The organism is Streptomyces iconiensis (assembly GCF_028657195.3).
GTDB classification, from domain to species: Bacteria; Actinomycetota; Actinomycetes; order Streptomycetales; family Streptomycetaceae; genus Streptomyces; species Streptomyces iconiensis.
In genome coordinates, this window is the sequence record NZ_JANCPR020000004.1 from 1 (window position 1) to 24,514 (window position 24,514).

The window sequence follows — 24,514 nt, forward strand, 5'->3', positions numbered from 1 at the left end:
GGCTTGGGGTGCACGGGCGGGCGGGGCATGGTCTGCCCGGCGGGGATGACCCTCGTCGGCGTGATCGGCTTCTTGGGGGTGCTCACAGCAACTCCAGGACGAGGTGTATGAGCGCAGCGCTGGCGGTGCCGAGGGCGAACGCGGCAGCGAGCAGCAGGTCACGCCTCATGGCGATCACAGCGCCGATCAGAGCGGCGACGAATACCACGGCGAGCAGGACGAGGATGGTCACGACGGCTCTCCGCACTCGTGGTCACGGCCGTTGCCCAGCACGTTGGCGAACGCGGTCGGCTCGTAGCCGGTGGCGAGGTGGCCGCATCCGGTGCAGCGCCAGGCGTAGCCGTGCACGGTGTACTCCCCGAGATGGTCCTCAACGGCGTAGTCGGCACGGTGCACGGTGACGGGTGAACCGCCGCGGCTGGTGACGGTGGTGAGGACGCCGGACATTGCGGGGCCCGGCGCCGGCCGTACGGGCGGCGCCGGTTCGGGGAATGTCTCCGCCAACGGCGGGTGCATGGTGTGCGGTTGCGCGGACCAGCCGGGCGGCAGGTGGTCGGGTACGGCGGGAAGTGCTGGCGCGGTGGCGGGCGGCATGTCGGGCTCCTGGGTCATGAGGCGTCAAGCTGGCGGCGGAGACGGGTCGCGGTTGTCTGGCCGACGGCGAGTCCGGTCTTCAGCGCGCGGATGGGTGCGGGGCGACCGTGGGTACGGTGGTGTTCGGCGTCGAGTACGCGGGCGCGGTCGAGGAGCGGGTCCGTACTCGGCTTGGACTCGGGCTCAGGTACGGGTTCGCCCTCGGGGGCCGGGACGGGTTCCGGCTCGGGTACGGCGCCGGGGCGGGTACGCCGCTTGGTGAGGTCGACGGAGTACACGGGCCCCGGGCGCGGCAGCCGGACGTCCACCCGGGTACGGGGCTGCGCGGCGGCGAGTACGGGCAGCGGCGCCGCGACGTCGGCGTGTACCTCGGGCATGGGCGCGAGGTCGAGTACGAGTCCGTCCGCAGGTCGGGGCGCGGGTACAGGCTGAGGTACGTCCTCGGGTACGGGGTCGGGTACGGCGGCGAGTACGGGCCGTGCGGGCGCCTCGGGTACAGCGGGTACGGGCGCCGCGTTGCCCGCGTGGAGGGCGATCCGCACCCGGGTCTCGGTGACGGGTACGCCGTACTCCGTGCACAGCGAGGCGAGTTCGGCGGGCGTACTCGCGGGGTGCGCGGCCTGTACCTGATGGATCGCGGCGATCGGGTCGAGGCGCCGGAGTACGTCCCCGGTCACGCCGAGCGGGGTACGCGGGTACGGGGCGGGTACAGGCTCCGGTGCCCACGGGATCGCGACGGGTACGGTCCGCAACTCGGCGGCGGAGCGGCGTGCGGCCAGCTCGCGCATCAGCTGGTGCCGCCGTTCGCCGTCGACCGCGGCGTGGGTGCGGGTGACGGCGTCGGCGAGCCGGTGCCGCCCCCACGGGCCGAGGTGCCTGCGGGAGGCGAGGCGTACAACGCGCACGGTGGCCCGGTCGCGGGCGATCTGCGCGGCGGACCGGTCCCGTTGGGCGAGCCCGAGGGAGGCGAGGAACCGTTCGCGCAGATCGCGGCCGATCACGGCGGGCAGCCCGTGGGACAGGGCGCCGGGTCGGACGAGTCGGATCTCCAGGCCCATGGCGAGGTGCCACAGCAGCCCGGCCATGACGGGCCCGATGACGGCGCGGACGGTGCCGCCCGCGATGCCGGACAGGGCGTAGGCGGGGATGATCTGCACGCTGGTGATGACCCAGACGAGGGCGCCGGGCACGCCGGCGGATCCGGCGCGGTCGGCGGTGGCGGTGGCGGTTTTGTTGGCGCGGCCGAGGAGTCCGCACGCGAGGAGGGCGATCTCCCCGGCGGCGAACATGATCACGCGTTCTTGCTCGTGCATGCCGAGGTACTTCGCGGCGAATCGCCACGAGGTGTCAGCGCCGTACGCGGTGCACGCGGCGGCGCCGACGGCGGCGATCACGACTGAGGAGGAGGGGCGGGCCGCGGAGCGTACGGCGCGCCAGGTGCACCAGGCCGCGAGCGCGAGCAGCCCCAGCACGGCCACGGCCGCGAGCGCGGCGGGCCAGGGATGCTGCTGCGCCCAGCGGGCGAGGTGCTCAGTCATCGTCGTGTGCTCCTGCGCGGGGTGGGGTGACGGTGGGTGTGCCAGCACAGCCCGGCTGCTGCGCCGACGATGAGTGCGTGGGTGCCGAGTCCGGCCGCGATCGCGAGGATGGTGAGGGCGGTGAGCACCCACCGGGCGAGGGGTGAGGCGATCTCGCGGCGGACGCGGGCGGGCAGGCGGGGCCTGTGCTGGCGGCGGGTCACGGAAGTTGCTCGGTGACCTGGCTGGTGCCGGTGACGACCAGTGGCGCCGAGGCGTCGTCACCGATGGGGTAGGGCCGGCCGTCCGTGTCGCTGCGGAGTCTGACGACGTACTCGGTGTGGGTGCTGCGGGGCGTGGGGGTGGTGTCCTCGACGGTGCCGGTGAGGATGCGTGTGACGCGGCCGTCCGCGTTCCGCTCGGTGACGCGGATGCGGTGGCCGGCGGCGGGGGTGTAGGGCATGGAGTCCTCCGGGTGTTGGGGCCGGGCCGCGTGCTGGGGGCATCGCGGCCCGGCCGGTCGGTGTCAGACGTCGGGGGTGCCGTCGGCGGGGACGGGGGTGATCGTCTGGGTGATGCCGTAGCGCGCGCGGGCGGCGTCGGCGGAGGGGTATGCCGTGTGGCCGAGGCGGAAGCGGGTGTCCTCGCTGAACGGCTCGTCGAAGGTGATGAGGCCCTGGCAGGTTGCGGACGTGCCGTCACGGGTGGTGCGGGTGACGTTGACGCGGTCGCCGGAGCGTGGCGTGTATGCGCCGGGCCCGGTCACTGGGTGGCTCCGCAGCCGTTGCCGCAGAGGAGCAGGTACCGGCCGTGGAGCCAGCTCTGTGTCCAGCAGTGGCCGTTTGGGCTGAGTGGGCATTCCGGCGCGGACGAGGCCGGAGGCGCAAGTGTGCTGGCGTGGACTATGCCGTCGGCGTTCTTGCGGCGGCCGAACATCACGCGCTCTTCTCGCCGAGGGCGACGCGGACGCGGGCGAGCAGCTGCGCCCCGGCGATCGGCTCGCGCGGGTTGCCGAGGAAGGCGAGCGTGTCCCGCACGTCCTCGTGGACGGCGGCGCAGTGCCCGCCGTGGGTCACGGACGCCTCGAAGAAGACCATCCGCTCGGCGTCGAAGGGAGCCTCGTCGTCCTGACCGTCGAGGGCCTCCTCGATGCGGCGCAGCAGCGTGACGATGCGGTCGCCGGCGGGGTGCTCGATGGCGTAGATGTCGACGCCGTACCAGGGGTGGGTGACCCGGACGACGGTGAGGGCCTGGCCGAGGGTGCGGTGGGCTGTGTGCCATTCCTCGACGGTGCTGCCGGAGGTGGTGGCCGTGTGGAGGGCCTGGGCGGTGTCGCCCTGGCTGGGTGTGGTGCGGGCGGATCCGTGGCGGTCGTAGACGGTGATCGCGGTGGCGGCAGCAATCGCGCGGGTGAGCGCGGTGATCTGCGCGGCGGGACCGTGCGCCGGGGGTCCCGCTGACGTGGACTGATCGGTACGCTCCATGGCGGACCTGCTCTCTTTCGTCACTGCTCGGGACAGGTCCACCCCCGACTCCGGAGTTCCAGCTCCGCATGGAGCCGGGGGTTTTCCCGTTAGCGAGTACGACCGTAGCGAACCTCCTAGCCATATGGCTAGGAGGTTGGAGAGAATGAGGTCTCGTGGCCGACGATGAAGGAGGGCCGGACATGGTGTCCTTCCGCGAGCTGGCGCGCAGACTGGGCCTCAGTCATCAGCGCGTTTCCCAACTGCACCGCGAGGACCCGGACTTCCCACCCGTCGTGAAGATCGGCAGGTCGAATGCGGTGGACTACCGCGTAGCGCGCCCGTACTTCGAGGCGCGCGAACCACAACAGGGACGACGGACCGACCTGGAGCAGAAGCGAGAGGAGGCCCCACCCGAGGAGGAATAGCCCGTAGGCGGCTGCCTCGCCTCGACGGCTCAACGGACCCGCAGACTTCACCAGAAGGCGGGACTTCAACTGATCTCGCGCCTCGGACCCATGGCTCGCCCTACCCTCAACCCACCAACCGAAGGGGGACGTATGCCCAAGACTCGCGAGTTCGATCTCTACACCGTGCTGGCGGTCACTCACCAGTTACCGATCGAGCTGGAGCCCTTCGTCGAGATCTACGCGTGGCTGACGGGGCAGCCGTCGAGCCCGCTCCAGGCGGCGCACGCCCGCGACGCGTGCGTGGCGTGGCTGTTGGAGCAGCATCCCCGACTCGGCGAAGTGCCGGAGCTGCCGCAGGCCGTCGCGGAGGGTACGGATGCCGCCATGGACACGTGGGCGGCCATGCAGAAGGCGCGGCTCGGGGTCACCACCTTGCCGGTCGCGCCGATGCCGCCCGGCCGATACGCCGCGCCGGGCATGACTGAGGTCGCCGCCGATCTCGCGGGGGCCGAGAAGGTGTGGGTCGTCCCCGACGCGTAATCGCGCAGCACGAACGCCTCGCCATGCCCGCCCGTAGCCCTGGAGGTTCCGATGGTGTACTACGACAACGATGGGAGCCGCGTTCGCTCGCCCCGCATACGGCGCAGGCCATCGGAGGCCACGGAGGTGGGCGAGGCTGACGCCGCGTACATTCGCGAGGTCGCGGAGGCGCTCCCGAACTTCACGCCCGTAGAGGTGTGGGCGGAGATCCACCACAGTCGCCGCCACGGCGGCATCTCCGTGGAGATGGTGCGCAAGGTCCTCGGCAGGTAGCTCGAACGCCCCGCCCAAGAACGGCGGGGCGCCGTCGTGGCCGGACTACGCGTTGTCGTCAGCGATTCCGTCGAGGCGCCGATCGAGCGCGGCGAGATCAGGCTGCCCAAGGATCTCGCCCAGCTCGGCGGTACGCATCTCCGGCTCGAACGCCGCGCGCACCTCAGCCGGGGCGACGCCGAGGCCATGCGCGAGCTGCTGCACCTGCTCGTCGGTGAGGCCCTCGGTGAGAGCGATGGCCGCCCAGACACGCAGCATGTCCCGTGGGCGCGGCGCCTCGTCGGTGGTGGCGTCGAGGTCCCAGCCCATCGTGCGGGCGTGATCGACCAGCCAGCCGTAGAAGTGGCTGTCCTCGATGCGCTTCATGGCCCCTCCGGTTCAGCGTGCTGCGATGGCTGCTGCGATGGCTACCCACCCCTTATGCCACGCCTGATCTGTCAGCGGCCCGGCTCCGGGGTCGCGTTGGAGCCATGCGGCGTGTCCGGCGCGGTGGGCGGCGCGTACGAGGAGTGGTGCGTCGGGCCCTGTCTCGTGCCAGCGGTTGGCGCACCGGTCAGCGGCGTAGTGGGTGGCCGCCGAAAGTGCGAGTCCTGCGGCGGCGCTCCGCCAGCCGATCCCCAGACCGAGGGTCCGGTTGGCGGCGGCGAGCGCGGCGGCCTGGGTTGCGGTGTAGGTGACGGTGTGGCGGACGCACGCGGCCCGCCCTTCGGGACCCGGCTTGCCCTTGGCGACAGCGTCTTTGTCCTGCTGAACCCAGTAGTCACCAACCTCGTGGGCTGCGGTGAGTGCGGCATAGGCGGCGGCGAATCGAGCGGCTGTGCTGGTCACGGTGCCTCCTTCAGCGAGAGGTCTTGAGCATGCCCCGCCTGGCAGCCGGACACTGTGCAGCCGTTGCACACAGGGGTGTGGGCCGCGTCACCTACCGCTTGGGGATCTTCCACTCGACAGGCTCACCACCGTCAGGCTCGTACACCGCCCGATCAGCCCGCTGCCCCTTCGGCACGGGGAACATGATCCCGCCCTTGGCGCAGTCCCCTGGCTTCACTGCGGCGTCCATGGGGAACTCCGGCCGCGGAAAGTCCCCACCAGAAGAGCCCGTCACCTCGACGCGGCTCCCGTCAGCGAAGGCGAGGAACCAGGGGAACTGACTGACGCGCACATCGTCGCCCGCCTTGATGCAGACCTTCACCTCCAGCCGCGCCCACTCCTCACCGCTGTCGGCCCCGTAGATCCCCGGCACAGGCTGGCGGTAGGTGAGCGCCGTGATAGCCCCGTCGGCGGCTGCGGGGTCGCTCCGGTCCGCGCTCCAGCGCAGGACCTTGCCGAGCGGGAGCGGCCCCTCGTCAGCTGGATTGGGCTTGGGCTTCTTCTTCGGCACGGACTTGCTCTTGGCGGGCTCGGACTCCGGCTTCCCGTCGTCAGCGCTGGCGCAGGCTGCGGTCATCAGCAGCGGAACGACGGCGAGCATGACTATGTGTCGGCGCATAGGTCCCCCTTGGGTGCTGTGGGGGGCGAGGGCAGTGTGACTCACGGGGCCCCGTCCACGCCACGGTTCGGAACGGCGAGCACGCGTTCCCGTGGCACACTGCGGCCGATCACTGCCGGGAGGGGAGGGCCGCGTGCCGGACGAGCCCACCCTCGGCGAAGTCGCCAGACGCCTCGAAGACGTGCGCACCGACCTTCGCGACGACATCCGCGAGGTCGGCTCCCGCATCGACGGCATGGTCTCCGTGGAAGCGATGGGCTACGAACTGCGGGCCCGTGACGAGACGATCCGGCGCCTCACGGAGCGGGTCACGGAGATCGAGCAGGCCCGCGCGGAGGAGGCACGGCGTCACGATGCGGACCTGCGTACGGCGGAGGATCGACGGCGGGCTGACAAGCGGCTGTTGGTCACCGCGCTCCTCGCTCCGGTTTTGCTGTTGCTGTTGCAGGTGTACGTGTTCTCGAAGGGAGCGGGCGCCTGATGAGCACGCACGCCAGCCCGAAGAAGCACCGCCGCCGAGCCGACATCGTCTTCGGGGTGGGAGCGGTGGTTGCGGTCGCGTTGCTGGCGTGGGTGGTCATCACCATGCAGCAACTCGCCGGAGACCTCCGGGACTCCAACCAGGCGCGGGACGCGCTCGCCACTCAGGTCGAGCAGCTGGGCGAGACGCCCGTCGCAGGTCCACCGGGGAGCCGCGGGGACGGTGGGGGCATCGGCCCGCGTGGTCCGCGCGGCAAGGACGGCAACGAGGGCAAGAGCGGCGACGAGGGCGAGAGCGGGCGTGAGGGTGGGCGCGGAGACGACGGGCCGCCCGGCTCAACTGGTCCGCCGGGCGGCCCCGGTTCGGACGGCAGCAACGGCTCCGACGGAGAGGCCGGAGCTGACGGCGCCGGCGGCGAGGCGGGACCAGCTGGCCCGCCTGGACCGGAGGGCCAACCGGGGCCCGCGGGTCCGGCGGGTGAGCGTGGGGAGAAGGGCGAGACGGGTGAGCGGGGGCCGACTGGTGGAGCGTGTCCGGAGGGGTATTCGTGGGGTGCGGTTGCGGGTGATCCGGATGCTGTGGTGTGTCGTCGTGATGGGGCCCCGTCGCCGGAGAAGCGGAGGTCGCGGTCGGAGGAGGCGGCGGTGATCGACCGCAAGCGGTGGTGACGCGGCTGCGCTCACGGCAGTGTCCAGGAGAGGCCGTCGGGGGTGTCGAGCCACAGGGTGTGGGTGCAGCCCTGCACGGTGAGACCGTAGCGCTCGACGCCCGGCTGTCCGGCTCGGGACCAGTCACGCAGGAGAGCGAGCCGCTCGTCCCACAGGGCGCGTGGGCCGCCCTGGTCGATACGTGCGTCCTCGCCCCGGTGGGAGAGGCGGGCCCGCGCCCCGGAGGCGGCGTCGGTGATGGCGTGGACGGTGGTGCCGTTCTCATCGGTCAGGGTGAGATCCGTGGCACTGGGGTGGAGCATCGCGCCGAGGAACCGCGGCATGGGCCCGGTTACGTCCCACGGGACGTGGGCGCTGGTGACGGTGCCGACCGCGCGCATCAGCGTGGTGACGTCGTGCTGTTCCGAGGGAACCGACTCGGACGTGGTGCGAGCGGTCATGAACGAGGCCATCTCCGGCAGGAAGTGTCCCTGTGCGGCGCCGTGTTCGTCGAGGCGCAGTACGGCCAGGCCGTAGCCGAGGTTGGCGACGATGGTTCCGCCTGGCGCGAGCTGGTCGAGCCACGCGGCCGGGATGCGAGGTAGACCGCAGGTGGCGATGAGGGCGCCGTAGGGGGCGAGTGGTGTGTGGGCACCGGTTCCGTCGCCCGTGATGAGGGTGGGGGTGTAGCCGGCGGAGTGCAGGCGCTGACGGGCGGCGGCGGTCAGGCCAGGATCGATGTCGAGGCTGACTACCTGCTCGTCGCCGTACCGCTCGCACAACAGCGCGGCGTTGTAGCCAGCCCCTGTGCCGATCTCCAGCACGCGGGTGCCGTCAGCGTCGGGGAGGGCTTCGAGCATGGCGGCCATGACGCGTGGCTGACTGGAGGAGCTGGTGGCCGTGCCGCTCGCGTCTCGCTGGGTGATGAGCGAGACGTCGCGGTAGACGGTCTCCAGGTATTCGGGCTCCCCGGTCTGGTAGGCGCGTACACCGTCGGCGGTGCGGAGGGAGAAGGCGGGGACGAACTCCTCGCGGGGTGCGGTGACGAAGGCGTGCTTCCAGGCCGGATTGTGCAGTACGCCTTCCGCGACCAGGTGGTCGGTGAGGCGGCGGCGGAGGTCCTCGGCGCTAGGTTCTGCGGTGATGGTCACGGGCTCTCCAGTACGTCGGCGATGGCGCGGGTGATCGGGGCGCGCAGCTCGTCGATCCACCCGTACTGTCCGTTGGGGTTGACGTCGCACAGGTGCCAGGCCCCGTCATAGCTAACGAGGAAGTCCATGGCGGCGTAGCGGAGTTCGAAGGAACCCATGAGGGCGCGGACTCCGTGCGCTACCGTCTCGGGTACTTCGCACACCTTGTAGGTGCAGGCGTCGTAGTCCCGGCGGAAGTCCTCGCGGGCGGCTGCGGAGTGGGTGTGGATCTCGGCGGCGAACATCTGGTCGGTGACGACCGTGAGACGTACCTCGTAAGCCTTGTCGATCCACTCGGAGAAGTGGTGCGCCGTCGCGGCCACCCCGTCGGTGATCTCCGCCGCGCGGACCTTCGAGGTCCAAGAGGCATACGAGGTGCCCTCGTGGGTGGTGGGCCCGCCGCCTCCAATGGCCTTGTAAGCGGCGACACCGCCGAGCAGCGAAGCGACGAATCCCCGCGCGGCGCAAGGATCGTTGGTAACCATGGTGCGCGGGACCCGTAGGCCGCAACGCGCCGCCTCGGCCAGCGCGCGAGGCCCGGACGTGGCGGCTGCGTTGGCGTGCGGGTGATTGACCCACGTGCAGGAGAGCGCGGAGAGCACGCCGCCGAACCCGGCCTTGGCCTCAGCCTGCGCCCACCGCTCAACGTCGGGCGGCATCCCGATGGGCATCTCGTGCGGAGAGGGGCGTCGCCAGTACACGGCGGTCACCTCCTCCAAGTTGAGGTCCCGGTGCTGACCGCGCCACTCGCCCGTCCACCCGGTAGCGCCGTCGAGGCGCGCGGTGAACAACGAGCTGGCGGGCAGGCTCCCAGGGTCGACGCGGACCAGGGACGTCCCCCGGGAGTTCAGCTCGTGCACCACCAGGTCGGCGACGGGGTCGAGTTGGCGGGTCAGCACCAGGACGGTCATCTCACGATCTCCTCACGACGGCGGGGGCGGTCAGTCCTTGTCGGTGCCGCCGTCGTCGTCCCACGTCTGGTTGTCCTCCTTGGTCTGGGTGACCGTCTGGACCGTGCTGCCCATGGATGGGCTGTCGACGAAGGTCTCGCCGGTCTCGATCACGATGGTGAGCTGCTGCTCGGGGCAGTAGGCCAGCTCGCCCGGCCAGATACGCGTGGCCGGGGGCTCGACGGGGAGGGCCCGGGTGAGACCGAACGGCATGAGGTGCTGTGTCGGGTGCTGTGTGGGGACTTCGAGCGTGGCGAACATGTGTTGCTCCTTCTCGTGGGAGTCGACACGACGGGGGCGAACCTCGAAGGCTCGCCGCCGTCGGTAAGGAGTAGTCAACTCGCCGTCACTGCCGAGCGGTACGGTGATGGAAGGTCCTTGCGGTTTCACGGGTTTCACCGGCAGGTGCTCATGACCGAACGCACGACCAACCACCAACTCCGCGCCCTCGTCGACGAGTCCGGACTCACCTACGCCGCGCTGGCCAAGGAGGTCCGTACGGTGGCCGCGGAGTGCGGCGTCGCGCTCCGGACGAACAAGTCCGGCGTCGCCCACTGGGTCGCGGGTATGCCGCCGGCCGCGACCACTCAGCGCTTCCTCACGGTCGCCCTGTCCAGACGTCTCGGCCGCCTCCTCACCGCCGTCGATCTCGGACTGGCAGCCGGAGAAGACGAGGAGAATGACACCATCGGACTGACCCTGGGCGCCGACCCGTTGGCGTCCCTGCTGCTCATGTGGAGGTGCGAGTTGGACAGGCGCCACTTCCTGAGCCGCTCCGCTTACTCGGTGGCCGCCGCTGCTCTGCCCCTGCACCACGTGAGCGAGATCGCTGACCGTACCCGGCACGCCGCCCGCACTGGTCGCACCGTCGGCATGGCCGAGGTCGAAGCGGTCCGCGACATGATCGGCGCGTTCAGCGAGATCGACGAACGGCACGGCGGCCGGCACGGGCGCAGCGCGCTGGTGCAATACCTGCGCGACGACGTCGCCCCGCTGTGCCGGGGGCGGCACGCCACCGACGAGGTGCGCCGGCAGATGCTCTCGGCCGCGTCTCGCGGGGTGCATCTGCTCGGCTGGAAGTCGTACGACGCGGGGCAGCAGGGGCTGGCTCAGCGCTACTACCTCCAGTCCTTCGGGCTCGCCGCCGAGTCGAACGTTCCCGGCCACGACGGTTTCGTGATGCGCACGATGGCCATGCAGGGCCTCAAGCTGCACCGCCCGGAGCACTGTCGCGACCTGGCGGAGGCCGGCCAGGACCGGGCGAAGGGCCGCGTGGACGTCCAGGTCGAGGCGCTGTTCCGGGTGGTGTACGCCCACACCCTCGCCAAGTCGGGGCAGCGGCAGGCTGCTCGGCGAGAAGCTGACCAGGCCCGTGCGCTTCTCGTCGGGTCGCCCGGGGACGAGTTGCCGTTCTGGGCGCTGACGTGGGGACCGTCGGCGCCTTCGGTGTACTCACGTATGGCGAAGGTCTTCGAGTCGCTCGGCGAGCACCATGCCGCGGCCGAGCAGTACCGGCTGGCGGCCGAGGCGCGGCCAGGGTCATACGCGCGGATTGTGGCGCTGGATCTCGTGGCCAGTGCTGAGGCGCAGCTTCGGCAGGGCGGGATCGAGGAGGCGTGCGCGACGTGGCACAGGGCTCTGGATCATATGGGTGGGGTGCGGTCGGCGCGGACGCGGAAGGCGGTCGGCCGGATGCGTCGAGACCTGGCCCGCTTCCGGGGGCGTGGGGTGCGGTGCGCGGTCGAGCTGGAGGAGCGGGCGCGTACGGCGTTGTCGGCGTAGTGCCTACGGGCTGTCGCCGTCCCAGTGCCACCGAGTGAGGTCGCCGTCCCACGCGGAGTACCAGGCGCGTCCTCCGGGTCCGTGGGCGCCGATCTCGGTGATGAGTGCCGCGCCCTCGCGGACCTCGGCGGGGCTGAGGCCGGTCACGTCGCACAGGAGCCCGTCGAGCGGGCCCCCGACCAGTTCGACGTACGTGTGGCCGTCGCGGGCGTAGGGGTGGGGATCGTCATGGTCCGCTCCGTAGACCCGGCGTCGCAGCTCCTCCATGGCATCAGCGTGCCAGCAGGGTCTGACAGCGGGATCGGTACGACGAATCTGCCTACCTGTGGACAACCGCCGCCGCACCCGCTCGGCTCGCGTCTACGGTCCCGGCATGGATGAGAGCGCGCAGGTACGCGGTGTGGACTGGTCCCGGTGGGCGGTGGTGATCGCCCTCGCGCAGATGCTGATGGACGCGGCGGGACTGCTGCGCGGGTGAGGGGTCAAGCGCCCTCGTCGTCCGGCCGGGGTGTCCAGTCGGCCGCGCCTCCGCCCCTCCAGTCGAACAGGTCGGGGTCGTCGAGGGCGGCGGTGGCAGGATCAAGGCCGACGGGTTCCAGCATCTCCAGCACGTCGTACACGTTGAACGCGCGCCCGAGGATGCGCCCGTCCACCCGGACGCGTCTGCCGCCCTCCGTGTCGGGCGGGTACACGGTCACCTTCGCCATGGTTCCACCGTGCGCCGGTCGAGCGCCGCCCGCATCCTGATCATGTGGCCCTGCACCCGCCCGTCACTGTCGCCCTGGCCCGTCGTGTGGACCAGCTCCCACCAGGGCAGATGTGGAGCGTCGAGCCGAAGCTCGATGGGTGGCGCTGCGTACTGTTCCGCACGGAGGACGGCGTACTCCTCCAGGCCCGCTCGGGCAGGCTGATCACGGACCGGCTGCCGGATCTGGCGGAACCAGCGCTCGCGCTGCCGCCCGGGGTGGTACTCGATGGGGAGGCCATCGCCTACCGCAACGGGCAGATCAGCCTCGGCGCGATGCAGTCGCGGGCGCTCGCGTCACCTCGCCGCGCCGCCGCCCTCGCGCTCGCCTCTCCTGCCACGTACGCGGCTTTCGATCTTCTCCAGGATGCGAGCGGGCGTGACCTTCGGCGGGAGCCGTACACCACGCGCAGGTCCGCCCTCCTGGAGGTGCTGGCCGATGTCGGGCCGCCGATCGAGCCTGTACCTGCGACGACTGATCCGGCGACGGCGCGAGACTGGTGGGAGGCCGGGCCGGCGGGGATCGAAGGGCTCATGCTCAAAAATCCGCGCGGCGGATACTTTGGTGCCCGAAGGTACTGGCTCAAGATCAAACACTAGGCGTCGTCGGCCCGCGCAGCCCGCATCAGGTCCTGCGACGCGGCGAAGTACCCGTGCTCCGAAACCAGCCCCGACTCGTACAGCGCAGCGTCCTTCTCAGCCGCAGCCTGCCGCGCAGCTTCCCGAAGTGCGGGCCGCTCGGAGTCGTCACCGTCGAAAGTGTCGAGCGCGGCGAAGCGGGCGAACGACTCGCGTTGGAGGCGGATCAGCTCAGCATGTTTTACAGGGTCGATCAGGGAGGCCATGCCGCGAGGATACGACTGAGCACTGACAATCCCAGGTCACAGCATCGCCACCGCTGCTACACGCCTGCTCGGTAGAAGACCTTCCCCTGATGCCGCTGCACCCCGAGCGCCTCGTAGAAGCGCAGCGCCGACGGGTTGTCATCGTCAGCAGTCCACTCGATACGTGAACACCCGGCGGCAGCGGCCTCTTCTTTCAGCCGCTCCATGAATGCCGCTGCCACACCCCGCCGCCGCGCGCCTTCGCGGACGTACAACTCCTTCAGGTACAGGCTCGTGTCCGCCCCGGCAGCGGGCCAGAGCCTCGTGTACGAGGCCATGCCGAGGACGGTCCCGTCGTCACCGCGGGCAAGGAGAACCGTCGCAGCAGGCCGATCGCTGAACAGCGCCGCCCGCACCTGCTCGGCATCGGCTGGCGCATAGTCGCCGCCGTAGTACGCCTCGATCTGCCCGAGCAGTTGGGAGATCACTTCGGTGTCGGCCTCGGTCGCCCGGTCAATCTTCATCCGCTATCCCTCTCCCGCAGGCAGTGCCAGCACGTCGCGCAGCACCCGCCCCTCCGGGAGCGACCGCGCCTCCGGGACCCTAGCCGCTACGTCCTGAGCCCGGTAGATGATCAGCGGACTCCGGTGCTCCTCGGGCAGGGCGAGGACGGTGTCCGCTGCCTGCTGCGCCGCAGCTGCTGCGTCTCCGTCGAGCGCCTCGCACATGGCCTGGTCGAGACCGATCAAAGCCCGGTCAGTGTGGTCGTCCACCGGGTACAGGGCGAGCGCCTGGGCGTGCTGCTCGCGGGCGGCGACCGTTCGTCCCAAGTGAGTCCAGGCGTTGCCGGAGTGGAAGCGCAGTTGCGATTCGGAATACCCGAACGCGGAGGGCGCCCTGTCCGTCTCATCGAGCCGGGACAACGCGGTCTGTCCGCGGCTGAGCGCGGAGGTGACATCATCCTCGCGGCCGAGCCGGGCGTGGGAGCGTGCTTCCAGGGGCGCGGCGAGCGCGGGCCCGACGCAGGGCAGCCCGCCCGCCAGGTGCTGCGCGCGGACGGCCAGTTCGATGGCGCCGTGCAGGTCATGGCTGTAGTAGAGCTGGTACGCCTCCTGCGCGTAGAGCCACGACATGATGGTGCGGTCCTCGGCGGCGGCGGCCACCGTGCGAGCAGTCCGCCACCAGGACCGGGCACCGTCGTCACCCAGTTTGAGCAGGGTCAACGCCATCAGCCCGGAGAGACCAGCAGCGGCGACGAGGAGACGCCGGCGGACGGGCGCAGGGTGGCGCCGAGCAAGGACGCGTTGCAGATCGCTGAACTCGCCTACCAGCTCGCCAAGTTGGTCGTGCTCGGCACGGTATCGGGTGGCTCTTCCCTGACGGGCGACGGTCCACTCCCAGTCCTCGACCGACGCGTCCGTCATGGGCCCGGCGGCGATGGCATCGAGCAGGCCCGACTGGAGCGCCGCAGCCTGAGCCGTGAGGGGAGCTGTGGGCGGTGCCTCTGCGAGCATCTTCAACTCCCCACCCCCGCCAAGGGCATCATCGAGCGCTGCGGCGATGGCCGCTGTGGGCTGGCGTCGCTCGTGTTCGAGGTCGGAGACATACGACTTGCCACACGAAGCGAGGTGGGCCACATCGCGAAGTGATCGTGTACCTCGCAGCCGCCGCAGGGCCTGACCGAAGGTCTCATCGCTCACCGTTCCCCCTGTCCGCGCTGTCCGCACCGCTGCGGACAGCGGCGGACACGCTGCGTCTGTGCCTGCACGAGCACAGTGGAAACGCTACTCCCACGGACCAGACACGCTCAGGTACAGGGAGAAACCCGTGAAATCGCAAGCCGCCTCCGCACCTGCGCTACGGCCGCCCCCCGGTCCTGACGCGCACGCACTGCCCGCCGGAGAGTGCTGGGATGCGGTCAGGGTGCCCAGCTATCTCGCGGCCCGCGCGATTGACTTGCTCGGGGTCCAGTGCGGCAGCGTGATCAGTGACCCCTATGGCAGCCGGTACTACTGGCTCATCCCTGCGAACAGCGGGGCCGAGTGGGCCAGTTTCCCCGCCGTCTCTCAGGTGCAACGCCTGTCCGTCGCGTGCTGGGTGACCGTCCCTCCGTGTGCGCACCGCGCGCCTCCGGGTCCGTACTGGGTGGTGCCGTTCCGGGAGGACGGGTATCTCACCGATCCGTATCGGCTGCACGCAGCCCTCGCCCGTACCACCGCCGACGAGTTGGGACCGCGTGAGGGGTCGTCGTCGTGACCCGTGACCTCGCCGACATTCTGACCACTGCCCTGGAGACACAGACACCGGCGCAAGCAGCCCGCTCCGAGACAGTGCGCCGAGCCTGGGCGGGCGCCTGCTGGGTGGACCGACTCGGCGCCCTCGGCGCCCTCGGTCTCGGAGACCCACCGCCCCCGCCCGATCAGCAGTTGGGTGCCGTCCTCCGAGCTACGGCTCGCTATCGGGCGGAGGCCGAGTCGTGGCCGACTACCTGAGAGCCATCCCCGACCCCATGCAGGGCCGTCCCGCCGACGGGCCGCCCGGACCGTGTGAGGACTGCGGGGCCGAGACCGGCGTCACGAGGGTGCCGGCCGTCGACGGCGCCGGGCCTGTGGACGCCTGCCCGCACCACATCACGAAGTACCTGTGGCGCTCCCACGATGTCGGGTGGCTCGCTCGCCGCCGCGCTGCTGTCGACGGCGAGCCCGTTGAGCACGCGCGCGCTGTCCTCCTCGGCACCGCCCACCAACACCCCGCCGCATCGGATGCCTGACGGCGCCGCCCTGTCCCTGCTCGACCGCGTTCGTGGTGGCCGTGACCGGCCCGGCCACACCGGACCGGAACCACAGGAAGGACGTGAGGGGCCATGAATCACTGCGGCGTACGGATGGTCTGCGTCGAGGGCGGAGGGTTCCGCAGCTACGCGTGCGTCAGATGCGACCACACAGAGATGGTCCCGCCCATCCCCGATCCCCCCCGCCGGCACCGAGGAGACCGACGACGAGGAGAGCTGACCCCGTACCGCCTCGGCCGTCTGCGCCCCCGATGTGGGCGGCCGGGGTCACGCGTCGGGCATCAGGTCTGCCGGTGGTATGCCGAGAGCACGTGCGATGTACAGGAGACGGTCCAACGGGGGCGAAGTGATGCCGAGTTCGATGCGGACCACCGTGCGCCGCTCGGCACCGATGGCCTCGGCCAAACCCTCCTGGGTGAGGTTCGCCCACAGGCGGGCGTCGCGTACACGGCGGCCGATGTCGAGGCGCTGCTGGCGGAGCCAGTCGGGCGGCTCGGGATCGGCGGGCTGGTGCACCCACCCACGCTCGGGTGATCATGATCGTATGTCTGTGCCGTCACGTGTGACAATTTTGGATCAAACAAGAGGCCCGTTCGATTTTCATTCGAACGAGTGATTCAGGTGGTAAGCGATTGCTGGCATATGCCCTCGCAGGGCACAGTGATCCAACTGGCGCGCCCCGGCGCGCGTGAGACGACACCTGGTGCGCCCAGCCCTCGCCACCGGACGAACTGTCTGCGCCCCACCCGCCTACGCGGGCTGGGGCAGACGGCAGAGCAGCCCGCCGTATAACCGCCTGGGGAGGCGTTTGCGGCGGGCGGGCGCCGCCCCGCACCCTTCGGCCCAAGGTGGGCCGGGGCGCGGGGCGGTCGCCGTGAGGGGGTTATGAGGGAGTGAGGGGGCGGTCAGGGAGTCTCGGACTGGAAGATGTGGAAAGGCTGGGGAAGGTGGGGGAAGAACAACGTGACAGGTCAGGACTGGATGTGAGGACCGGGCCCCCGCCACGTCTACAAGCGCCGCCAGTTCGAGAACATCTGGCTGCGGACGAAGCGGAAGGACGCCGACGGCAAGGTCAAGTCCGGTACGGGCGGTGTGTGTTACGTCTACTTCCCGGCTAAGCCGGCACGAGGTCAGCACCGCGTTCTGCGGAAGTACGGGCTGTGCTGACCCGGGGGACCACGTAGTCGGAGTAGGTGGTGTCCACGACCTGATGGCAGCGCTGGAGCCCGTCAAGCGTCAGATGGTCGTACTGCTCGACCGTGACCTTGATCGAGCGGTGTCCCAGCCGGCGGGAGACCTCGTGGAGGGCGACACCGTTCGTCAGGGCCGCGAAACTGCGGCGCTGGAGCATGACCGGCCTGGTCGAGGACGCCCGGCTTCTGACCAGCGAGCTCGTCACCAACGCGCTGGAACACGGCGACGGAAGCAGCGACATCGTCGTCCGCTTCGTCATCGCCGTCGTGGCCCGCGGAGGGGTCAGCGGGCGCCGACTGTCTTGAGGACCTTCATCGCGCCGCTCAGCAGGCTTGCCCAGACTTCGGGTGAGACGCGGGCAGGCGGATAGAACCCCTGGAGGCGCTGGTGGGCGACGGTCTGGGGCTCGGTGTACTTGAGGGGTCCGTCGGCCCCGTGGCGACGGCCGAGTCCGGAGTCGCCCAATGCCGCCCATCGGTGCGTCGGTGCTTCCCCACGCGGCGGCGAACGCTTCGTTGAAGTTGACGTTGACGGTGCCGGCGTGGATACGGCTGGCGACGGCCCGGCCGCCCAGCGCCCCGTCGCCGGACGTCTGGGGCGCTCACTGCCCTGCGTGCTCCCCTTGCGCGCTCGGGTCCGTCGCCGTCGGTGTCGCGCCGGTGCGGCGGGTGGTCAGCCAGGTGCGGTAGTGGCGCAGGGCGCGGCGCTGTCGGACCTGTTCGCACAGCAGGGCGCGTGCCGGGTGGGTGCCGGGCCTCGGTGCCTGGCTGTGGGCGATGCGGCGCATCTGGTGGCGGACCTGGGCCATGCTCGCGGCCGAGGCGAGCGCCTTGTCGGACCAGGTCACCGGCCGCATGCGCGCCTCGGCCTCGTGCCCGCGCCGCCAGCGTTCCGGCAGGTCCGGGGTGACGGTCAGCGCTGTGCCCATGCCGACGAGTGCGACGCCGCCGTCGAGCACCGCCTCGGCGGTCTCGCGGCGGGTGATGCCGCCGGTGAGCATCAGGGGGACGGGGCTGGTGCGGGCCAGGTCCTGGGCCAGGTCCAGGAAGTACGCCTCGCGGGCCTGTGTACGGTCGTCCTGGCGGGTCTCTGCGGGGCGGCCGGTCATCGCCGGGCTCTCGTAGCTGCCGCCGGACAGCTCGACCAGGTCAACGCCGAGCGGTTCGAGCATTCCGATCACCCGCCGCGCGTCGTCGGCGTCGAAACCGCCGCGCTGGAAGTCGGCGGAGTTGAGCTTCACGCCGACCCCGCAGGACGGTGAGACGGCGCCGCGTACGGCGCGGACGACATCCAGCAGCATCCGGGCCCGGTTCTCCAGGGATCCACCCCATGCGTCGGTGCGTGTGTTGACCAGCGGGGAGAGGAACTGCGACAGCAGGTAGCCGTGCGCGGCGTGGATCTCCACCCCGTCGAACCCCGCCTCCTCGGCGCGGCGGGCCGTGACCGCGAAGCGGGTGACGGTCGCGTCGATCTGATCGGGGGTCATGGCGGCGGGGCGGCCGAACCGCCCGCTGTGCCGGCCCAGGTCGACGCCCACCTCGGACGGGCCCCAAACGACGCCGGGCATCCCGGACTGCACCTGGCGGCCGGGATGGTTGATCTGCATCCATACGGACCCGCCGCCGGACTTGCCGGCCTCGGCCCACTCGGCGAACGGCTTCAGCAGCGCCGCCTCGTCGAGCACGACACCGGCGGGGCCGGTCAGCGCCTCGGCGTGCACCATGACGTTGCCGGTGATCAGCAGTCCGGTGCCGCCCTCGGCCCAGCGCTGGTACAGCTCCCGCAGGTGCCGACCTGGCACCTGGCCGTCCTCGGCCAGGTGCTCCTCCATGGCCGCCTTCGCGATCCGGTTGGCCAGCACGTGCCCGGAGCGCAAGGACAACGGCGAGAACAGCTCGCTGGTCATTCGTATCCCTCTCTGTCCCGCTCAGCCCGGCTTGGCTCAGCTCTGCGCGACCGCCCGGAGCGGCCGACTAGTATGTGTGCGCTGCTCACATTAACCGGAGAATGTAAGCAGTGCACACATGGAAGGATGTGACCTGTGCCTCAAGCGACCGCGTACCACCACGGCGACCTGCGCGCCGCCTGTCTGCGCGCCGCGCGCGAGCTGCTGGAGGAGGACGGCAGTGCCGCGCTGTCGATGCGGGCCGTCGCGCGGCGCGCGGGTGTATCGCCGACCGCCCCGTACCGGCACTTCCCGGAGCGCGAAGCGCTCGTCTCCGCCGTCGCCGCCGAGGGCTACCGCGAACTTGCCGAGCACCTGCTCGCCGCCCACCCCTCACCCGCGACCCCGAACGAGCTGGCGGCGGTCGCCGTCGCCTACGTCCGCTTCGCGCTCGACCACCCGGCTCTGTTCCGGGCGATGTTCGCCGAGCCCTGCGACCCCGGCAACGAGGAGCGGGCCGCCGCGACCGAGGCCATCGCCGCGTACGTCCGCGACCTCGTCCGCCGCGCCTTCCCCGGCGCCGACCCGGACGCGCTGTGGACCGCGGTCTGGGCCCTCGTCCATGGCCTGGCGTTCCTGCACCTCGACGGGAAACTCGATGCCTCCGCTCACGAGGCGGTTGCCGACCAGGTCCGCACTGCGGTCCTCGCCATGCTCGCTGCCGCCCCGGTGTCCTGACGGGCGACCCTCCGCCGAGGAGACGGACCGTTCGCTCCGCTCAATGTCGACACCGCACACTTCTATCTCTGGCGTGAGCAGTTCATGCATTCGCTTCTCGGGCTTCTGGGGCAAGAAGCATCTTGCGCGCCACGCCGATGGCGTGAAGAAGCGTCGGCAGCGCTGGATCTCTCTGCCCGCGTGTCTCGCACCACGCGCCCAGTGCCCCGTCCCGGCCGGCCGCGAAGCCAACACTTCCATCAACTGTGGCGGCGGGCTTTCCACCAACTGTGGCGGCGGGGCTTGAGGCTCCGAACGGGGCCTTTCACCTGCGTTCATGGGCGACCGGCTGTCAACGCGGCTATTGACTTCCGTCCCGTCTGAACGGCCGTGAACGGCCGTGAACGGCCGTGAATGAGACGGAGACTGAGACGGAAGCGTGCCCCGCCTTCAGGGCCCGAGCTGGTTCTGCTGAGGGGGAAGCAGGCCGGCCCCGTTGAGTCAGCGAGGGTCGCCGCGTAACTGGGGGCCTCCTCAGCCATGCTCCGGCGCCTCGGGAAGTAGACGAGCGGGCCGGCCGGGCTGCCGACGGTTGGTAGACGGTGTCCGGTGGCGCGTGCGGACCGGTGTTCCGTGGCGGGATCCGCCGGTTGAGTACGGGCCGTGGCAGTTCGGCGTACGGGCTGTTCGGAGGTGGCAGCGTCGGGGCGTGTGGGCCCGGCTGCTGGCCTTGTTGCAAGCGAGGGCGGATGCGTCCGGATTGATCTTCTGGGAAGTCAGTGTCGACTCGACGGTCTGCCGTGCGCATCAGCATGCGGCGGGTGCCCGTCGGAACGGTGCTCCGTAGAAGGAACCGCCGGGTGGTGTGCGCGAAGAACCCGAGGACCACGGGCTGGGCAGGTCGCGAGGCGGGTTCACGACGAAGATGAGGCGGGTTCACGACGAAGATCCATCTGGCGTGTGAGCAAGCACAGAAGCCGTTGTCCATGCTGATTCCGCAGGGCAGCGCGGTGACAGCCCTCCGTTCGCACCGGTCCTGGACGCGATCGGGGTGCCCCGGCACGGTGTGGGCAGTCAAGGCGCCGGCCACTGCGGGTGCGGGGAGACAGGGCGCACTCCTCGCGCGCATCGCGCTTACCCGCGCAGACGCGGCATCAGGTGCACGATTCCCGAGCGGGCCGATCAGGTCCGCAACCCCAGGCGCCGGGGCGGTGGCGGTGGCCGTCCACCCGCTTTCGACCGTCAGGACTGCAAAGCGCGGCACGCAGTCGAATGCGGGATCAGCCGTCTCAAGCAGCATCGGGCCGTGGCGACCGGGTTCGACACACTCGCAGTGCGGTTTCAGGCGACGGTCCAAGTCACAGCGGTACACCAGTGGCTGTGACCCCCGCCTGCTCTCCTGCGGTTGTCCTGACAGGCGGGCCGATCGGTACGGCGAAGGGCGCTTGTCCTGGCATGGATGCCGGACGGAGCATCTCGGGTTGCAGCTTCCGTAGCGGTATGTGGTCCGGTGTACTCACGTCCCGCCCCATTGAGGAAGGCCCCCACCCATGTCTTCGCCCTTCATCGCACCGCGTCAGGTCAAGATCGGTGACGCGGCGGCCTTCGTCGGCACCACACCGCGGGCGATCCGTCACTACCACGAGATCGGCCTGCTCCCCGAGCCCGTGCGGGGCGGCGACGACCGCCGCCGCTACGGCTACGAGGACATGATTCGGCTGCTGTGGGTCCGCAGGATGGCCGACGCCGGGATCGCGCTGGACGACGTCCGTGACGCCTTCGCCGACACGGCCTCGGCCGACAGCGACAGCGACGACGGCATCGCGGGCACCCTGGAACGGCTGGAGGAAACCCTTCTCGTCCGGGAGGCAGAACTGCGGCGGCAGCGGACTGCCGTGCAGCGCATGCGTACCGAGGGAAGCAGGACGGGTCTGCTCTCCGACTTCGTCACCAGCCGCCTCAAGGGCCTGCCCGAGGGCTCCCTGCGCCAGGCGGACCTGGACAGCCTGCTGGTCACCGAGCGGATCTTCGGCCCGCTCGGAGCGGCCGTCCAGGCCAGCCGCTTCATCGCCCTGGCCACCCACCCGGATCTGCGGAAAGAGTCTGACCGTGTTGATGCCGTCGAGGAGGCACTCGACGACACGATCGCTGTCGATGACCCCCGCGTGGCCCAAGTGGCTGCCGAACGGCACGCCTTCGAAAAGGCGCTGCACGCCGTCATCGAGGACTCCGGCCTGGCGGAGAGCGACGACGCACTCTTCGACTCCTGGGACACCTTGCACCCCGCTACCGCCGACGAGGGCGAGGGCGAGGCCGGCCAAAGCTCTGGCAGGGGACAGGAGACCATGAGCGCATTCGAAGCTTTCGGGAAGATGCCCTACGACTTCTCCCCGGCCCGCCTGCGCTGCATGGAACTGGCCGTAGAACTCGCCGCCCACGAGTCAACCGCTTCCTAGAACACGGCCTGGCCGGCAAGCACCACAGCGACAAGAGCGACAAGGGTGACAAGGTGACAAGAGCGACAAGAAGAAGCCGGTGGCGCTGTCCGCGGAGTCCGGCAGCGGCGAGCGGGTCGTCCACGCGCTCGACGACAGCGGGATGTGGCTGGTCTCGGCCGCGGGCAAGGTGACCCGCACCTTCGAGGTCACACCGAGCACGGTCAGCCCGGAACGCGGTTCCCACGCCGTCACCTCACGCTCCAGCTCGGTCGCGGGCTCCGGCGGGGTGCCGATCTAGCAGGTGGTGCGGTTCACGTCCGTGGAGGGCGTCACGACCGGCTTCAGCGCGGCGGTGCACGGCCCCACCCCGAAGCCCGACCCGCAGACGAAGACCGGCGGCATCCGCGAGTCCCGTGCGGACGGGACGGCCCTGTGGGAGATGGCCACCGTCAACGTGAAGGCCGTCGTCCCCTGACGGGCGCCGGGCGGATGCTGCCGGGCCTCTGTACGAAACACTCGGCCCGGGCCGCAGCGGGGGCGGGAGTGTCCGGAGTGGGTGGACCTCCGGCTACCGGCCGGTGGCCTTCGGCTTCGGAGCGTCGTGGCACGTTCCCAGATCGAGCCATCCGAGCTGCAGCCGGTGCCATCCCCCCGTCGTGTAGCCACCGCTCTCCTGGTCGAAAACCGCTGCCGATATGCCGTCCCCGTCCTGACGACCGACGTAGTGGCCCTCTGTACCGTCCCCGGTCGACTGGAAGATCTGGAGTTCCGCGCGGCCGTCGTGATCCACGTCCGTGGCCCGCACCCCTGACACGAACGACCCGTACGGCATGCGGATGGTGCCGGTCCTGGCACTGCTCAAGTCGGTCGCGAGCGGTCCGTAGTGCACCTCGTGTGTGATCATGTTGTCCGCCGGTGAGTCTCCGGTGTCGTGCTGGCTGTAGAACAGGGCCAGATCGATGTACCCGTCACCGTCGAAGTCCCCGAAGGTCCCGCGCGTCTCCATGTCGTCGGACCACACGCCGCGGAACTTCTGCCAGCGTCCGCGCGCCTTTTCGACCCGGACGGTGTCGCCGCCTCCGAAGGTCACCAAGGGGTCGCCCTCACGGGTCCTGTCGTAGATCTCGTCCTGATGTCCGTCGGCGTCCACGTCGGCGCGCAGGGTGGTGTTGTTCAGCGCGCATATCTCCATCGGCGCGTGACTGCCGGGCTTGGGCCCCACGACCCACAGCTGCCAACCGACCACGCCGATCACGGCGAGGGCAGCCCTCGCGATCGCGGTATACCGCCGTCGCCGTCCGCGCCGCCGCGACAGCGAGGACGGCACGTTCCGGGACCCGGACCCGGACCCGGACCCGGCCCCGGAAGGAGAGTCGTTCCCGGACTCGGACGGCCGTGGAGTCGCATCGGCGGAGGGAGTCATGGCGGCACACTAGGTCGGCGCGCGGCGGTACAGACCGAACCCGGGGGTCCGTAACGGAGTTGAGGCGGAAGGGCGATCCACCCGAAGCCTCAGAAGCTGACTCTGTCGGGGACCTTGGTGGTCTGGCCAGTCTCCGGCGGACCGCCAAGACCTCGGCCGGTGATTCCGTACTGGTCCAGGTAGTTCTGCAACTTAAAGCTCGCGCACTGGAGATCGCCCAGGCGCGAACCTTCGTCGAGGAACTGCCCGAAGGACTCGACGCGTCGATCGGCCAAGGTGGCCAGAACATCTCCGGTGGTCAGCGTCAACGGCTATGCGTCGCCCGAGCATTGGTCGCGCGACCGGACGTCTACCTCTTCGACGACTGCTTCTCCGCCTTGGACCACGGGACCGACAGAGCGTTGCGCGCGGCCCTGGCCGAGAGCCTGAGCGGTGCCACCGTCGTGATCGTCGCCCAGCGCGTCACCACCATCCGCGACGCCGACCGTGCGGCCGGGCGAGACCGTCGCCCTCGTGGGCCCCACCGGTGCGGGCAAGACGACTCTCGTCAACCTGCTCCTGCGGTTCTACGAGATCACAGGCGGACGTATCACCCTCGACCACGCCGACATCTCCCGACTGGCGCGGGCTGAACTGCGTGGCCACATCGGAATGGTGCTCCAGGATGTCTGGCTGTTCGAGGGGTCTCTGGCCGACAACATCGGCTACGGGAACAGGAACGCCGACCGGAACGGGATCGTCAGGGCGGCGCGCGAGGCCCACGCCGACCGGTTCATCCGCACTTTGCCCGAGGGCTACGGCACCGTCCCCGACGACGGTGGAGCCAACCCCAGTGCCGGCGAGAGGCAACTCGTCACCCTCGCGCGGGCCTTCCTCGCCAGGCCCGCGATCCTCGTACTCGACGAAGCCACCAGCTCGGTCGACACCCGTACGGAACTGCTCGTCCAGCGTGCCATGACCTCACTGCGCGCCGGCCGGACCAGCTGCGTCGTCGCCCACCGCCTTTCCATGATCCGGGAGGCCGACGCCATCCTGGTCATGGACTCAGGACGCATCGTCGAACAGGGCAGCCACGAGCGGCTGATCGCCGCGGGCGGTGCCTACGCCCGGTTGCACGGGGCCCGGTTCGCCGACGCGGGCGACGACTCCGTGGCGTCATGAACG

38 protein-coding genes and 4 pseudogenes are annotated in these 24,514 nt (G+C 70.5%); 18 read left to right on the forward strand and 24 right to left on the reverse strand.

Annotated features, from left to right (window positions below):
- Nucleotides 1-82: 82 nt before the first annotated feature.
- The 7 genes from NMN56_RS04410 to NMN56_RS04440 all read right to left on the reverse strand — a co-directional run bounded on the left by NMN56_RS04410 (nucleotide 83) and on the right by NMN56_RS04440 (nucleotide 3,595).
- Entirely contained in the window at nucleotides 83-232 is a 150-nt protein-coding gene (locus tag NMN56_RS04410; protein ID WP_274039044.1) for a hypothetical protein, read from the reverse strand.
- Complete coding sequence (locus NMN56_RS04415) at nucleotides 229-612, reverse strand: hypothetical protein (protein WP_274039045.1); 384 nt, start codon at nucleotides 610-612, stop codon at nucleotides 229-231. The genes NMN56_RS04410 and NMN56_RS04415 overlap by 4 nt, the downstream gene beginning before the upstream one ends.
- Nucleotides 609-2,132 carry a hypothetical protein gene (locus NMN56_RS04420; RefSeq protein WP_274039046.1) on the reverse strand — a complete coding sequence of 508 codons (1,524 nt, stop codon included), beginning with the start codon at nucleotides 2,130-2,132 and terminating at the stop codon, nucleotides 609-611. Before NMN56_RS04420 ends, NMN56_RS04415 begins: the two co-directional genes overlap by 4 nt.
- Nucleotides 2,129-2,335, reverse strand: coding sequence for a hypothetical protein (locus tag NMN56_RS04425; protein ID WP_274039047.1), 207 nt, complete (start codon nucleotides 2,333-2,335; stop codon nucleotides 2,129-2,131). The genes NMN56_RS04420 and NMN56_RS04425 overlap by 4 nt, the downstream gene beginning before the upstream one ends.
- A complete protein-coding gene (locus NMN56_RS04430; protein WP_274039048.1) occupies nucleotides 2,332-2,574 on the reverse strand; it encodes a hypothetical protein in 243 nt (80 codons plus the stop codon). The genes NMN56_RS04425 and NMN56_RS04430 overlap by 4 nt, the downstream gene beginning before the upstream one ends.
- A gap of 63 nt (nucleotides 2,575-2,637) precedes the next feature.
- The gene (locus tag NMN56_RS04435; RefSeq protein ID WP_274039049.1) at nucleotides 2,638-2,877 is read right to left on the reverse strand and encodes a hypothetical protein; all 240 of its coding nucleotides are present in this window, start codon (nucleotides 2,875-2,877) and stop codon (nucleotides 2,638-2,640) included.
- Nucleotides 2,878-3,046: 169 nt separating this feature from the next.
- Complete coding sequence (locus NMN56_RS04440; protein WP_274039050.1) at nucleotides 3,047-3,595, reverse strand: hypothetical protein; 549 nt, start codon at nucleotides 3,593-3,595, stop codon at nucleotides 3,047-3,049.
- A 155-nt stretch (nucleotides 3,596-3,750) separates the two neighbouring features.
- Here NMN56_RS04440 and NMN56_RS04445 point away from each other — a divergent pair, with 155 nt between their 5' ends.
- From NMN56_RS04445 to NMN56_RS04455, 3 genes are all read left to right on the forward strand, one after another.
- The gene (locus NMN56_RS04445; protein ID WP_274039051.1) at nucleotides 3,751-4,002 is read left to right on the forward strand and encodes a hypothetical protein; all 252 of its coding nucleotides are present in this window, start codon (nucleotides 3,751-3,753) and stop codon (nucleotides 4,000-4,002) included.
- Nucleotides 4,003-4,134: 132 nt separating this feature from the next.
- Nucleotides 4,135-4,524, forward strand: coding sequence for a DUF7736 domain-containing protein (locus NMN56_RS04450; protein ID WP_274039052.1), 390 nt, complete (start codon nucleotides 4,135-4,137; stop codon nucleotides 4,522-4,524).
- A 51-nt stretch (nucleotides 4,525-4,575) separates the two neighbouring features.
- Nucleotides 4,576-4,797 (forward strand): hypothetical protein, encoded by a 222-nt coding sequence (locus tag NMN56_RS04455; protein ID WP_280842595.1) that lies wholly within the window; start codon nucleotides 4,576-4,578, stop codon nucleotides 4,795-4,797.
- Nucleotides 4,798-4,842: 45 nt separating this feature from the next.
- Here the strand turns inward: NMN56_RS04455 and NMN56_RS04460 are convergent, their stop codons facing one another.
- From NMN56_RS04460 to NMN56_RS04470, 3 genes are all read right to left on the reverse strand, one after another.
- Complete coding sequence (locus NMN56_RS04460; protein WP_274039054.1) at nucleotides 4,843-5,163, reverse strand: hypothetical protein; 321 nt, start codon at nucleotides 5,161-5,163, stop codon at nucleotides 4,843-4,845.
- A 12-nt stretch (nucleotides 5,164-5,175) separates the two neighbouring features.
- The gene (locus NMN56_RS04465) at nucleotides 5,176-5,625 is read right to left on the reverse strand and encodes a hypothetical protein (protein WP_274039055.1); all 450 of its coding nucleotides are present in this window, start codon (nucleotides 5,623-5,625) and stop codon (nucleotides 5,176-5,178) included.
- 91 nt (nucleotides 5,626-5,716) lie between these two features.
- A complete protein-coding gene (locus NMN56_RS04470; protein WP_274039056.1) occupies nucleotides 5,717-6,283 on the reverse strand; it encodes a hypothetical protein in 567 nt (188 codons plus the stop codon).
- 133 nt (nucleotides 6,284-6,416) lie between these two features.
- Between NMN56_RS04470 and NMN56_RS04475 the strand changes: the two genes are divergently transcribed.
- Together NMN56_RS04475 and NMN56_RS04480 are read left to right on the forward strand one after the other, a co-directional pair.
- Nucleotides 6,417-6,764 carry a hypothetical protein gene (locus tag NMN56_RS04475; RefSeq protein WP_274039057.1) on the forward strand — a complete coding sequence of 116 codons (348 nt, stop codon included), beginning with the start codon at nucleotides 6,417-6,419 and terminating at the stop codon, nucleotides 6,762-6,764.
- Nucleotides 6,764-7,432 (forward strand): collagen-like protein, encoded by a 669-nt coding sequence (locus NMN56_RS04480; RefSeq protein ID WP_274039058.1) that lies wholly within the window; start codon nucleotides 6,764-6,766, stop codon nucleotides 7,430-7,432. The genes NMN56_RS04475 and NMN56_RS04480 overlap by 1 nt, the downstream gene beginning before the upstream one ends.
- An 11-nt stretch (nucleotides 7,433-7,443) precedes the next feature.
- Here NMN56_RS04480 and NMN56_RS04485 read toward each other — a convergent pair whose 3' ends face one another.
- The 3 genes from NMN56_RS04485 to tgmA are packed head-to-tail and all read right to left on the reverse strand — an operon-like array spanning nucleotide 7,444 to nucleotide 9,812.
- Nucleotides 7,444-8,562, reverse strand: a complete 1,119-nt coding sequence (locus NMN56_RS04485; protein ID WP_274039059.1) for a methyltransferase domain-containing protein — start codon at nucleotides 8,560-8,562, stop codon at nucleotides 7,444-7,446.
- Nucleotides 8,559-9,512: an ATP-grasp ribosomal peptide maturase gene (gene tgmB, locus NMN56_RS04490; protein WP_274039060.1), complete on the reverse strand. Its 954-nt coding sequence runs from the start codon at nucleotides 9,510-9,512 to the stop codon at nucleotides 8,559-8,561. The genes NMN56_RS04485 and tgmB overlap by 4 nt, the downstream gene beginning before the upstream one ends.
- Before the next feature lie 30 nt (nucleotides 9,513-9,542).
- A complete protein-coding gene (gene tgmA / locus NMN56_RS04495) occupies nucleotides 9,543-9,812 on the reverse strand; it encodes a putative ATP-grasp-modified RiPP (protein WP_274039061.1) in 270 nt (89 codons plus the stop codon).
- Between the two features lie 150 nt (nucleotides 9,813-9,962).
- On the opposite strand from tgmA, the gene NMN56_RS04500 reads away from it, so the two are divergent.
- Nucleotides 9,963-11,333, forward strand: coding sequence for a tetratricopeptide repeat protein (locus tag NMN56_RS04500; RefSeq protein ID WP_274039062.1), 1,371 nt, complete (start codon nucleotides 9,963-9,965; stop codon nucleotides 11,331-11,333).
- 3 nt (nucleotides 11,334-11,336) lie between these two features.
- Here NMN56_RS04500 and NMN56_RS04505 read toward each other — a convergent pair whose 3' ends face one another.
- Both NMN56_RS04505 and NMN56_RS04510 read right to left on the reverse strand, forming a co-directional pair.
- Nucleotides 11,337-11,600, reverse strand: coding sequence for a hypothetical protein (locus NMN56_RS04505; RefSeq protein ID WP_274039063.1), 264 nt, complete (start codon nucleotides 11,598-11,600; stop codon nucleotides 11,337-11,339).
- 215 nt (nucleotides 11,601-11,815) lie between these two features.
- Nucleotides 11,816-12,040, reverse strand: coding sequence for a hypothetical protein (locus NMN56_RS04510; RefSeq protein ID WP_274039064.1), 225 nt, complete (start codon nucleotides 12,038-12,040; stop codon nucleotides 11,816-11,818).
- Nucleotides 12,041-12,084: 44 nt separating this feature from the next.
- Between NMN56_RS04510 and NMN56_RS04515 the strand changes: the two genes are divergently transcribed.
- Nucleotides 12,085-12,678, forward strand: coding sequence for an ATP-dependent DNA ligase (locus tag NMN56_RS04515; protein ID WP_274039065.1), 594 nt, complete (start codon nucleotides 12,085-12,087; stop codon nucleotides 12,676-12,678).
- Here NMN56_RS04515 and NMN56_RS04520 read toward each other — a convergent pair.
- From NMN56_RS04520 to NMN56_RS04530, 3 genes are read right to left on the reverse strand one after another with little or no spacing between them, the layout of a single operon-like run.
- Entirely contained in the window at nucleotides 12,675-12,923 is a 249-nt protein-coding gene (locus NMN56_RS04520; protein ID WP_274039066.1) for a hypothetical protein, read from the reverse strand. The genes NMN56_RS04515 and NMN56_RS04520 overlap by 4 nt on opposite strands.
- Before the next feature lie 56 nt (nucleotides 12,924-12,979).
- On the reverse strand, nucleotides 12,980-13,426 hold the full coding sequence (locus NMN56_RS04525; protein WP_274039067.1) for a GNAT family N-acetyltransferase: 447 nt from the start codon (nucleotides 13,424-13,426) through the stop codon (nucleotides 12,980-12,982).
- Nucleotides 13,427-13,429: 3 nt separating this feature from the next.
- The gene (locus NMN56_RS04530; RefSeq protein WP_347178574.1) at nucleotides 13,430-14,629 is read right to left on the reverse strand and encodes an NsdA family TPR-like regulatory protein; all 1,200 of its coding nucleotides are present in this window, start codon (nucleotides 14,627-14,629) and stop codon (nucleotides 13,430-13,432) included.
- Nucleotides 14,630-14,729: 100 nt separating this feature from the next.
- On the opposite strand from NMN56_RS04530, the gene NMN56_RS04535 reads away from it, so the two are divergent.
- Both NMN56_RS04535 and NMN56_RS04540 read left to right on the forward strand, forming a co-directional pair.
- Nucleotides 14,730-15,158, forward strand: coding sequence for a hypothetical protein (locus NMN56_RS04535; RefSeq protein ID WP_274039069.1), 429 nt, complete (start codon nucleotides 14,730-14,732; stop codon nucleotides 15,156-15,158).
- A 220-nt stretch (nucleotides 15,159-15,378) separates the two neighbouring features.
- Nucleotides 15,379-15,672 (forward strand): hypothetical protein, encoded by a 294-nt coding sequence (locus NMN56_RS04540; protein WP_274039070.1) that lies wholly within the window; start codon nucleotides 15,379-15,381, stop codon nucleotides 15,670-15,672.
- 288 nt (nucleotides 15,673-15,960) lie between these two features.
- On the opposite strand, the gene NMN56_RS04545 is transcribed toward NMN56_RS04540, so the two are convergent.
- Nucleotides 15,961-16,209 carry a helix-turn-helix transcriptional regulator gene (locus NMN56_RS04545; RefSeq protein WP_274039071.1) on the reverse strand — a complete coding sequence of 83 codons (249 nt, stop codon included), beginning with the start codon at nucleotides 16,207-16,209 and terminating at the stop codon, nucleotides 15,961-15,963.
- A gap of 483 nt (nucleotides 16,210-16,692) precedes the next feature.
- Here NMN56_RS04545 and NMN56_RS04550 point away from each other — a divergent pair.
- Nucleotides 16,693-16,860 (forward strand): annotated as a pseudogene (locus NMN56_RS04550) (peptidase C39 family protein); the annotation flags it as partial.
- Here NMN56_RS04550 and NMN56_RS04555 read toward each other — a convergent pair.
- Nucleotides 16,808-17,044 carry a hypothetical protein gene (locus NMN56_RS04555; RefSeq protein ID WP_274039072.1) on the reverse strand — a complete coding sequence of 79 codons (237 nt, stop codon included), beginning with the start codon at nucleotides 17,042-17,044 and terminating at the stop codon, nucleotides 16,808-16,810. The pseudogene NMN56_RS04550 and the gene NMN56_RS04555 overlap by 53 nt on opposite strands.
- Between NMN56_RS04555 and NMN56_RS04560 the strand changes: the two genes are divergently transcribed.
- Nucleotides 17,043-17,192, forward strand: coding sequence for a hypothetical protein (locus NMN56_RS04560; protein WP_274039073.1), 150 nt, complete (start codon nucleotides 17,043-17,045; stop codon nucleotides 17,190-17,192). The two genes, NMN56_RS04555 and NMN56_RS04560, sit on opposite strands and share 2 nt — an antisense overlap.
- Here the strand turns inward: NMN56_RS04560 and NMN56_RS04565 are convergent.
- Both NMN56_RS04565 and NMN56_RS04570 read right to left on the reverse strand, forming a co-directional pair.
- A pseudogene (locus tag NMN56_RS04565) lies at nucleotides 17,170-17,455 on the reverse strand (aldehyde dehydrogenase family protein); the annotation flags it as partial. The gene NMN56_RS04560 and the pseudogene NMN56_RS04565 overlap by 23 nt on opposite strands.
- 33 nt (nucleotides 17,456-17,488) lie before the next feature.
- The gene (locus tag NMN56_RS04570) at nucleotides 17,489-18,793 is read right to left on the reverse strand and encodes an NADH:flavin oxidoreductase/NADH oxidase family protein (protein ID WP_274039074.1); all 1,305 of its coding nucleotides are present in this window, start codon (nucleotides 18,791-18,793) and stop codon (nucleotides 17,489-17,491) included.
- Nucleotides 18,794-18,928: 135 nt separating this feature from the next.
- On the opposite strand from NMN56_RS04570, the gene NMN56_RS04575 reads away from it, so the two are divergent.
- From NMN56_RS04575 to NMN56_RS43210, 5 genes are all read left to right on the forward strand, one after another.
- Nucleotides 18,929-19,510 carry a TetR/AcrR family transcriptional regulator gene (locus tag NMN56_RS04575; protein ID WP_274039075.1) on the forward strand — a complete coding sequence of 194 codons (582 nt, stop codon included), beginning with the start codon at nucleotides 18,929-18,931 and terminating at the stop codon, nucleotides 19,508-19,510.
- A gap of 475 nt (nucleotides 19,511-19,985) precedes the next feature.
- Nucleotides 19,986-20,336 (forward strand): transposase, encoded by a 351-nt coding sequence (locus tag NMN56_RS04580; RefSeq protein ID WP_274039076.1) that lies wholly within the window; start codon nucleotides 19,986-19,988, stop codon nucleotides 20,334-20,336.
- 703 nt (nucleotides 20,337-21,039) lie between these two features.
- Complete coding sequence (locus NMN56_RS04585) at nucleotides 21,040-21,945, forward strand: MerR family transcriptional regulator (RefSeq protein ID WP_274039077.1); 906 nt, start codon at nucleotides 21,040-21,042, stop codon at nucleotides 21,943-21,945.
- Nucleotides 21,946-22,024: 79 nt separating this feature from the next.
- Nucleotides 22,025-22,225, forward strand: coding sequence for a hypothetical protein (locus NMN56_RS43205; protein WP_430542467.1), 201 nt, complete (start codon nucleotides 22,025-22,027; stop codon nucleotides 22,223-22,225).
- 3 nt (nucleotides 22,226-22,228) lie between these two features.
- Nucleotides 22,229-22,402 carry a hypothetical protein gene (locus NMN56_RS43210; protein ID WP_430542468.1) on the forward strand — a complete coding sequence of 58 codons (174 nt, stop codon included), beginning with the start codon at nucleotides 22,229-22,231 and terminating at the stop codon, nucleotides 22,400-22,402.
- Nucleotides 22,403-22,495: 93 nt separating this feature from the next.
- Here NMN56_RS43210 and NMN56_RS04595 read toward each other — a convergent pair whose 3' ends face one another.
- Complete coding sequence (locus NMN56_RS04595) at nucleotides 22,496-23,182, reverse strand: hypothetical protein (protein WP_280842596.1); 687 nt, start codon at nucleotides 23,180-23,182, stop codon at nucleotides 22,496-22,498.
- Nucleotides 23,183-23,439: 257 nt separating this feature from the next.
- Complete coding sequence (locus NMN56_RS04600; RefSeq protein ID WP_274039385.1) at nucleotides 23,440-23,658, reverse strand: hypothetical protein; 219 nt, start codon at nucleotides 23,656-23,658, stop codon at nucleotides 23,440-23,442.
- Here NMN56_RS04600 and NMN56_RS04605 point away from each other — a divergent pair.
- Nucleotides 23,554-23,838: pseudogene (locus NMN56_RS04605) on the forward strand (ATP-binding cassette domain-containing protein); the annotation flags it as partial. The gene NMN56_RS04600 and the pseudogene NMN56_RS04605 sit on opposite strands and share 105 nt — an antisense overlap.
- Nucleotides 23,834-24,511: pseudogene (locus tag NMN56_RS04610) on the forward strand (ABC transporter ATP-binding protein); the annotation flags it as partial. The pseudogenes NMN56_RS04605 and NMN56_RS04610, both read left to right, overlap by 5 nt.
- Nucleotides 24,512-24,514: the final 3 nt, after the last annotated feature.

Coding starts and splice junctions, on each gene's coding strand:
- NMN56_RS04415 (WP_274039045.1), bottom strand. CDS start 612: ATGACCCAGGAGCCCGACATGCCGCCCGCCACCGCGCCAGCACTTCCC.
- NMN56_RS04420 (WP_274039046.1), bottom strand. CDS start 2,132: ATGACTGAGCACCTCGCCCGCTGGGCGCAGCAGCATCCCTGGCCCGCC.
- NMN56_RS04430 (WP_274039048.1), bottom strand. CDS start 2,574: ATGCCCTACACCCCCGCCGCCGGCCACCGCATCCGCGTCACCGAGCGG.
- NMN56_RS04440 (WP_274039050.1), bottom strand. CDS start 3,595: ATGGAGCGTACCGATCAGTCCACGTCAGCGGGACCCCCGGCGCACGGT.
- NMN56_RS04450 (WP_274039052.1), top strand. CDS start 4,135: ATGCCCAAGACTCGCGAGTTCGATCTCTACACCGTGCTGGCGGTCACT.
- NMN56_RS04455 (WP_280842595.1), top strand. CDS start 4,576: ATGGTGTACTACGACAACGATGGGAGCCGCGTTCGCTCGCCCCGCATA.
- NMN56_RS04460 (WP_274039054.1), bottom strand. CDS start 5,163: ATGAAGCGCATCGAGGACAGCCACTTCTACGGCTGGCTGGTCGATCAC.
- NMN56_RS04470 (WP_274039056.1), bottom strand. CDS start 6,283: ATGCGCCGACACATAGTCATGCTCGCCGTCGTTCCGCTGCTGATGACC.
- NMN56_RS04480 (WP_274039058.1), top strand. CDS start 6,764: ATGAGCACGCACGCCAGCCCGAAGAAGCACCGCCGCCGAGCCGACATC.
- tgmB (WP_274039060.1), bottom strand. CDS start 9,512: ATGACCGTCCTGGTGCTGACCCGCCAACTCGACCCCGTCGCCGACCTG.
- tgmA (WP_274039061.1), bottom strand. CDS start 9,812: ATGTTCGCCACGCTCGAAGTCCCCACACAGCACCCGACACAGCACCTC.
- NMN56_RS04500 (WP_274039062.1), top strand. CDS start 9,963: ATGACCGAACGCACGACCAACCACCAACTCCGCGCCCTCGTCGACGAG.
- NMN56_RS04505 (WP_274039063.1), bottom strand. CDS start 11,600: ATGGAGGAGCTGCGACGCCGGGTCTACGGAGCGGACCATGACGATCCC.
- NMN56_RS04510 (WP_274039064.1), bottom strand. CDS start 12,040: ATGGCGAAGGTGACCGTGTACCCGCCCGACACGGAGGGCGGCAGACGC.
- NMN56_RS04520 (WP_274039066.1), bottom strand. CDS start 12,923: ATGGCCTCCCTGATCGACCCTGTAAAACATGCTGAGCTGATCCGCCTC.
- NMN56_RS04525 (WP_274039067.1), bottom strand. CDS start 13,426: ATGAAGATTGACCGGGCGACCGAGGCCGACACCGAAGTGATCTCCCAA.
- NMN56_RS04560 (WP_274039073.1), top strand. CDS start 17,043: ATGACCGGCCTGGTCGAGGACGCCCGGCTTCTGACCAGCGAGCTCGTC.
- NMN56_RS04555 (WP_274039072.1), bottom strand. CDS start 17,044: ATGCTCCAGCGCCGCAGTTTCGCGGCCCTGACGAACGGTGTCGCCCTC.
- NMN56_RS04570 (WP_274039074.1), bottom strand. CDS start 18,793: ATGACCAGCGAGCTGTTCTCGCCGTTGTCCTTGCGCTCCGGGCACGTG.
- NMN56_RS04585 (WP_274039077.1), top strand. CDS start 21,040: ATGTCTTCGCCCTTCATCGCACCGCGTCAGGTCAAGATCGGTGACGCG.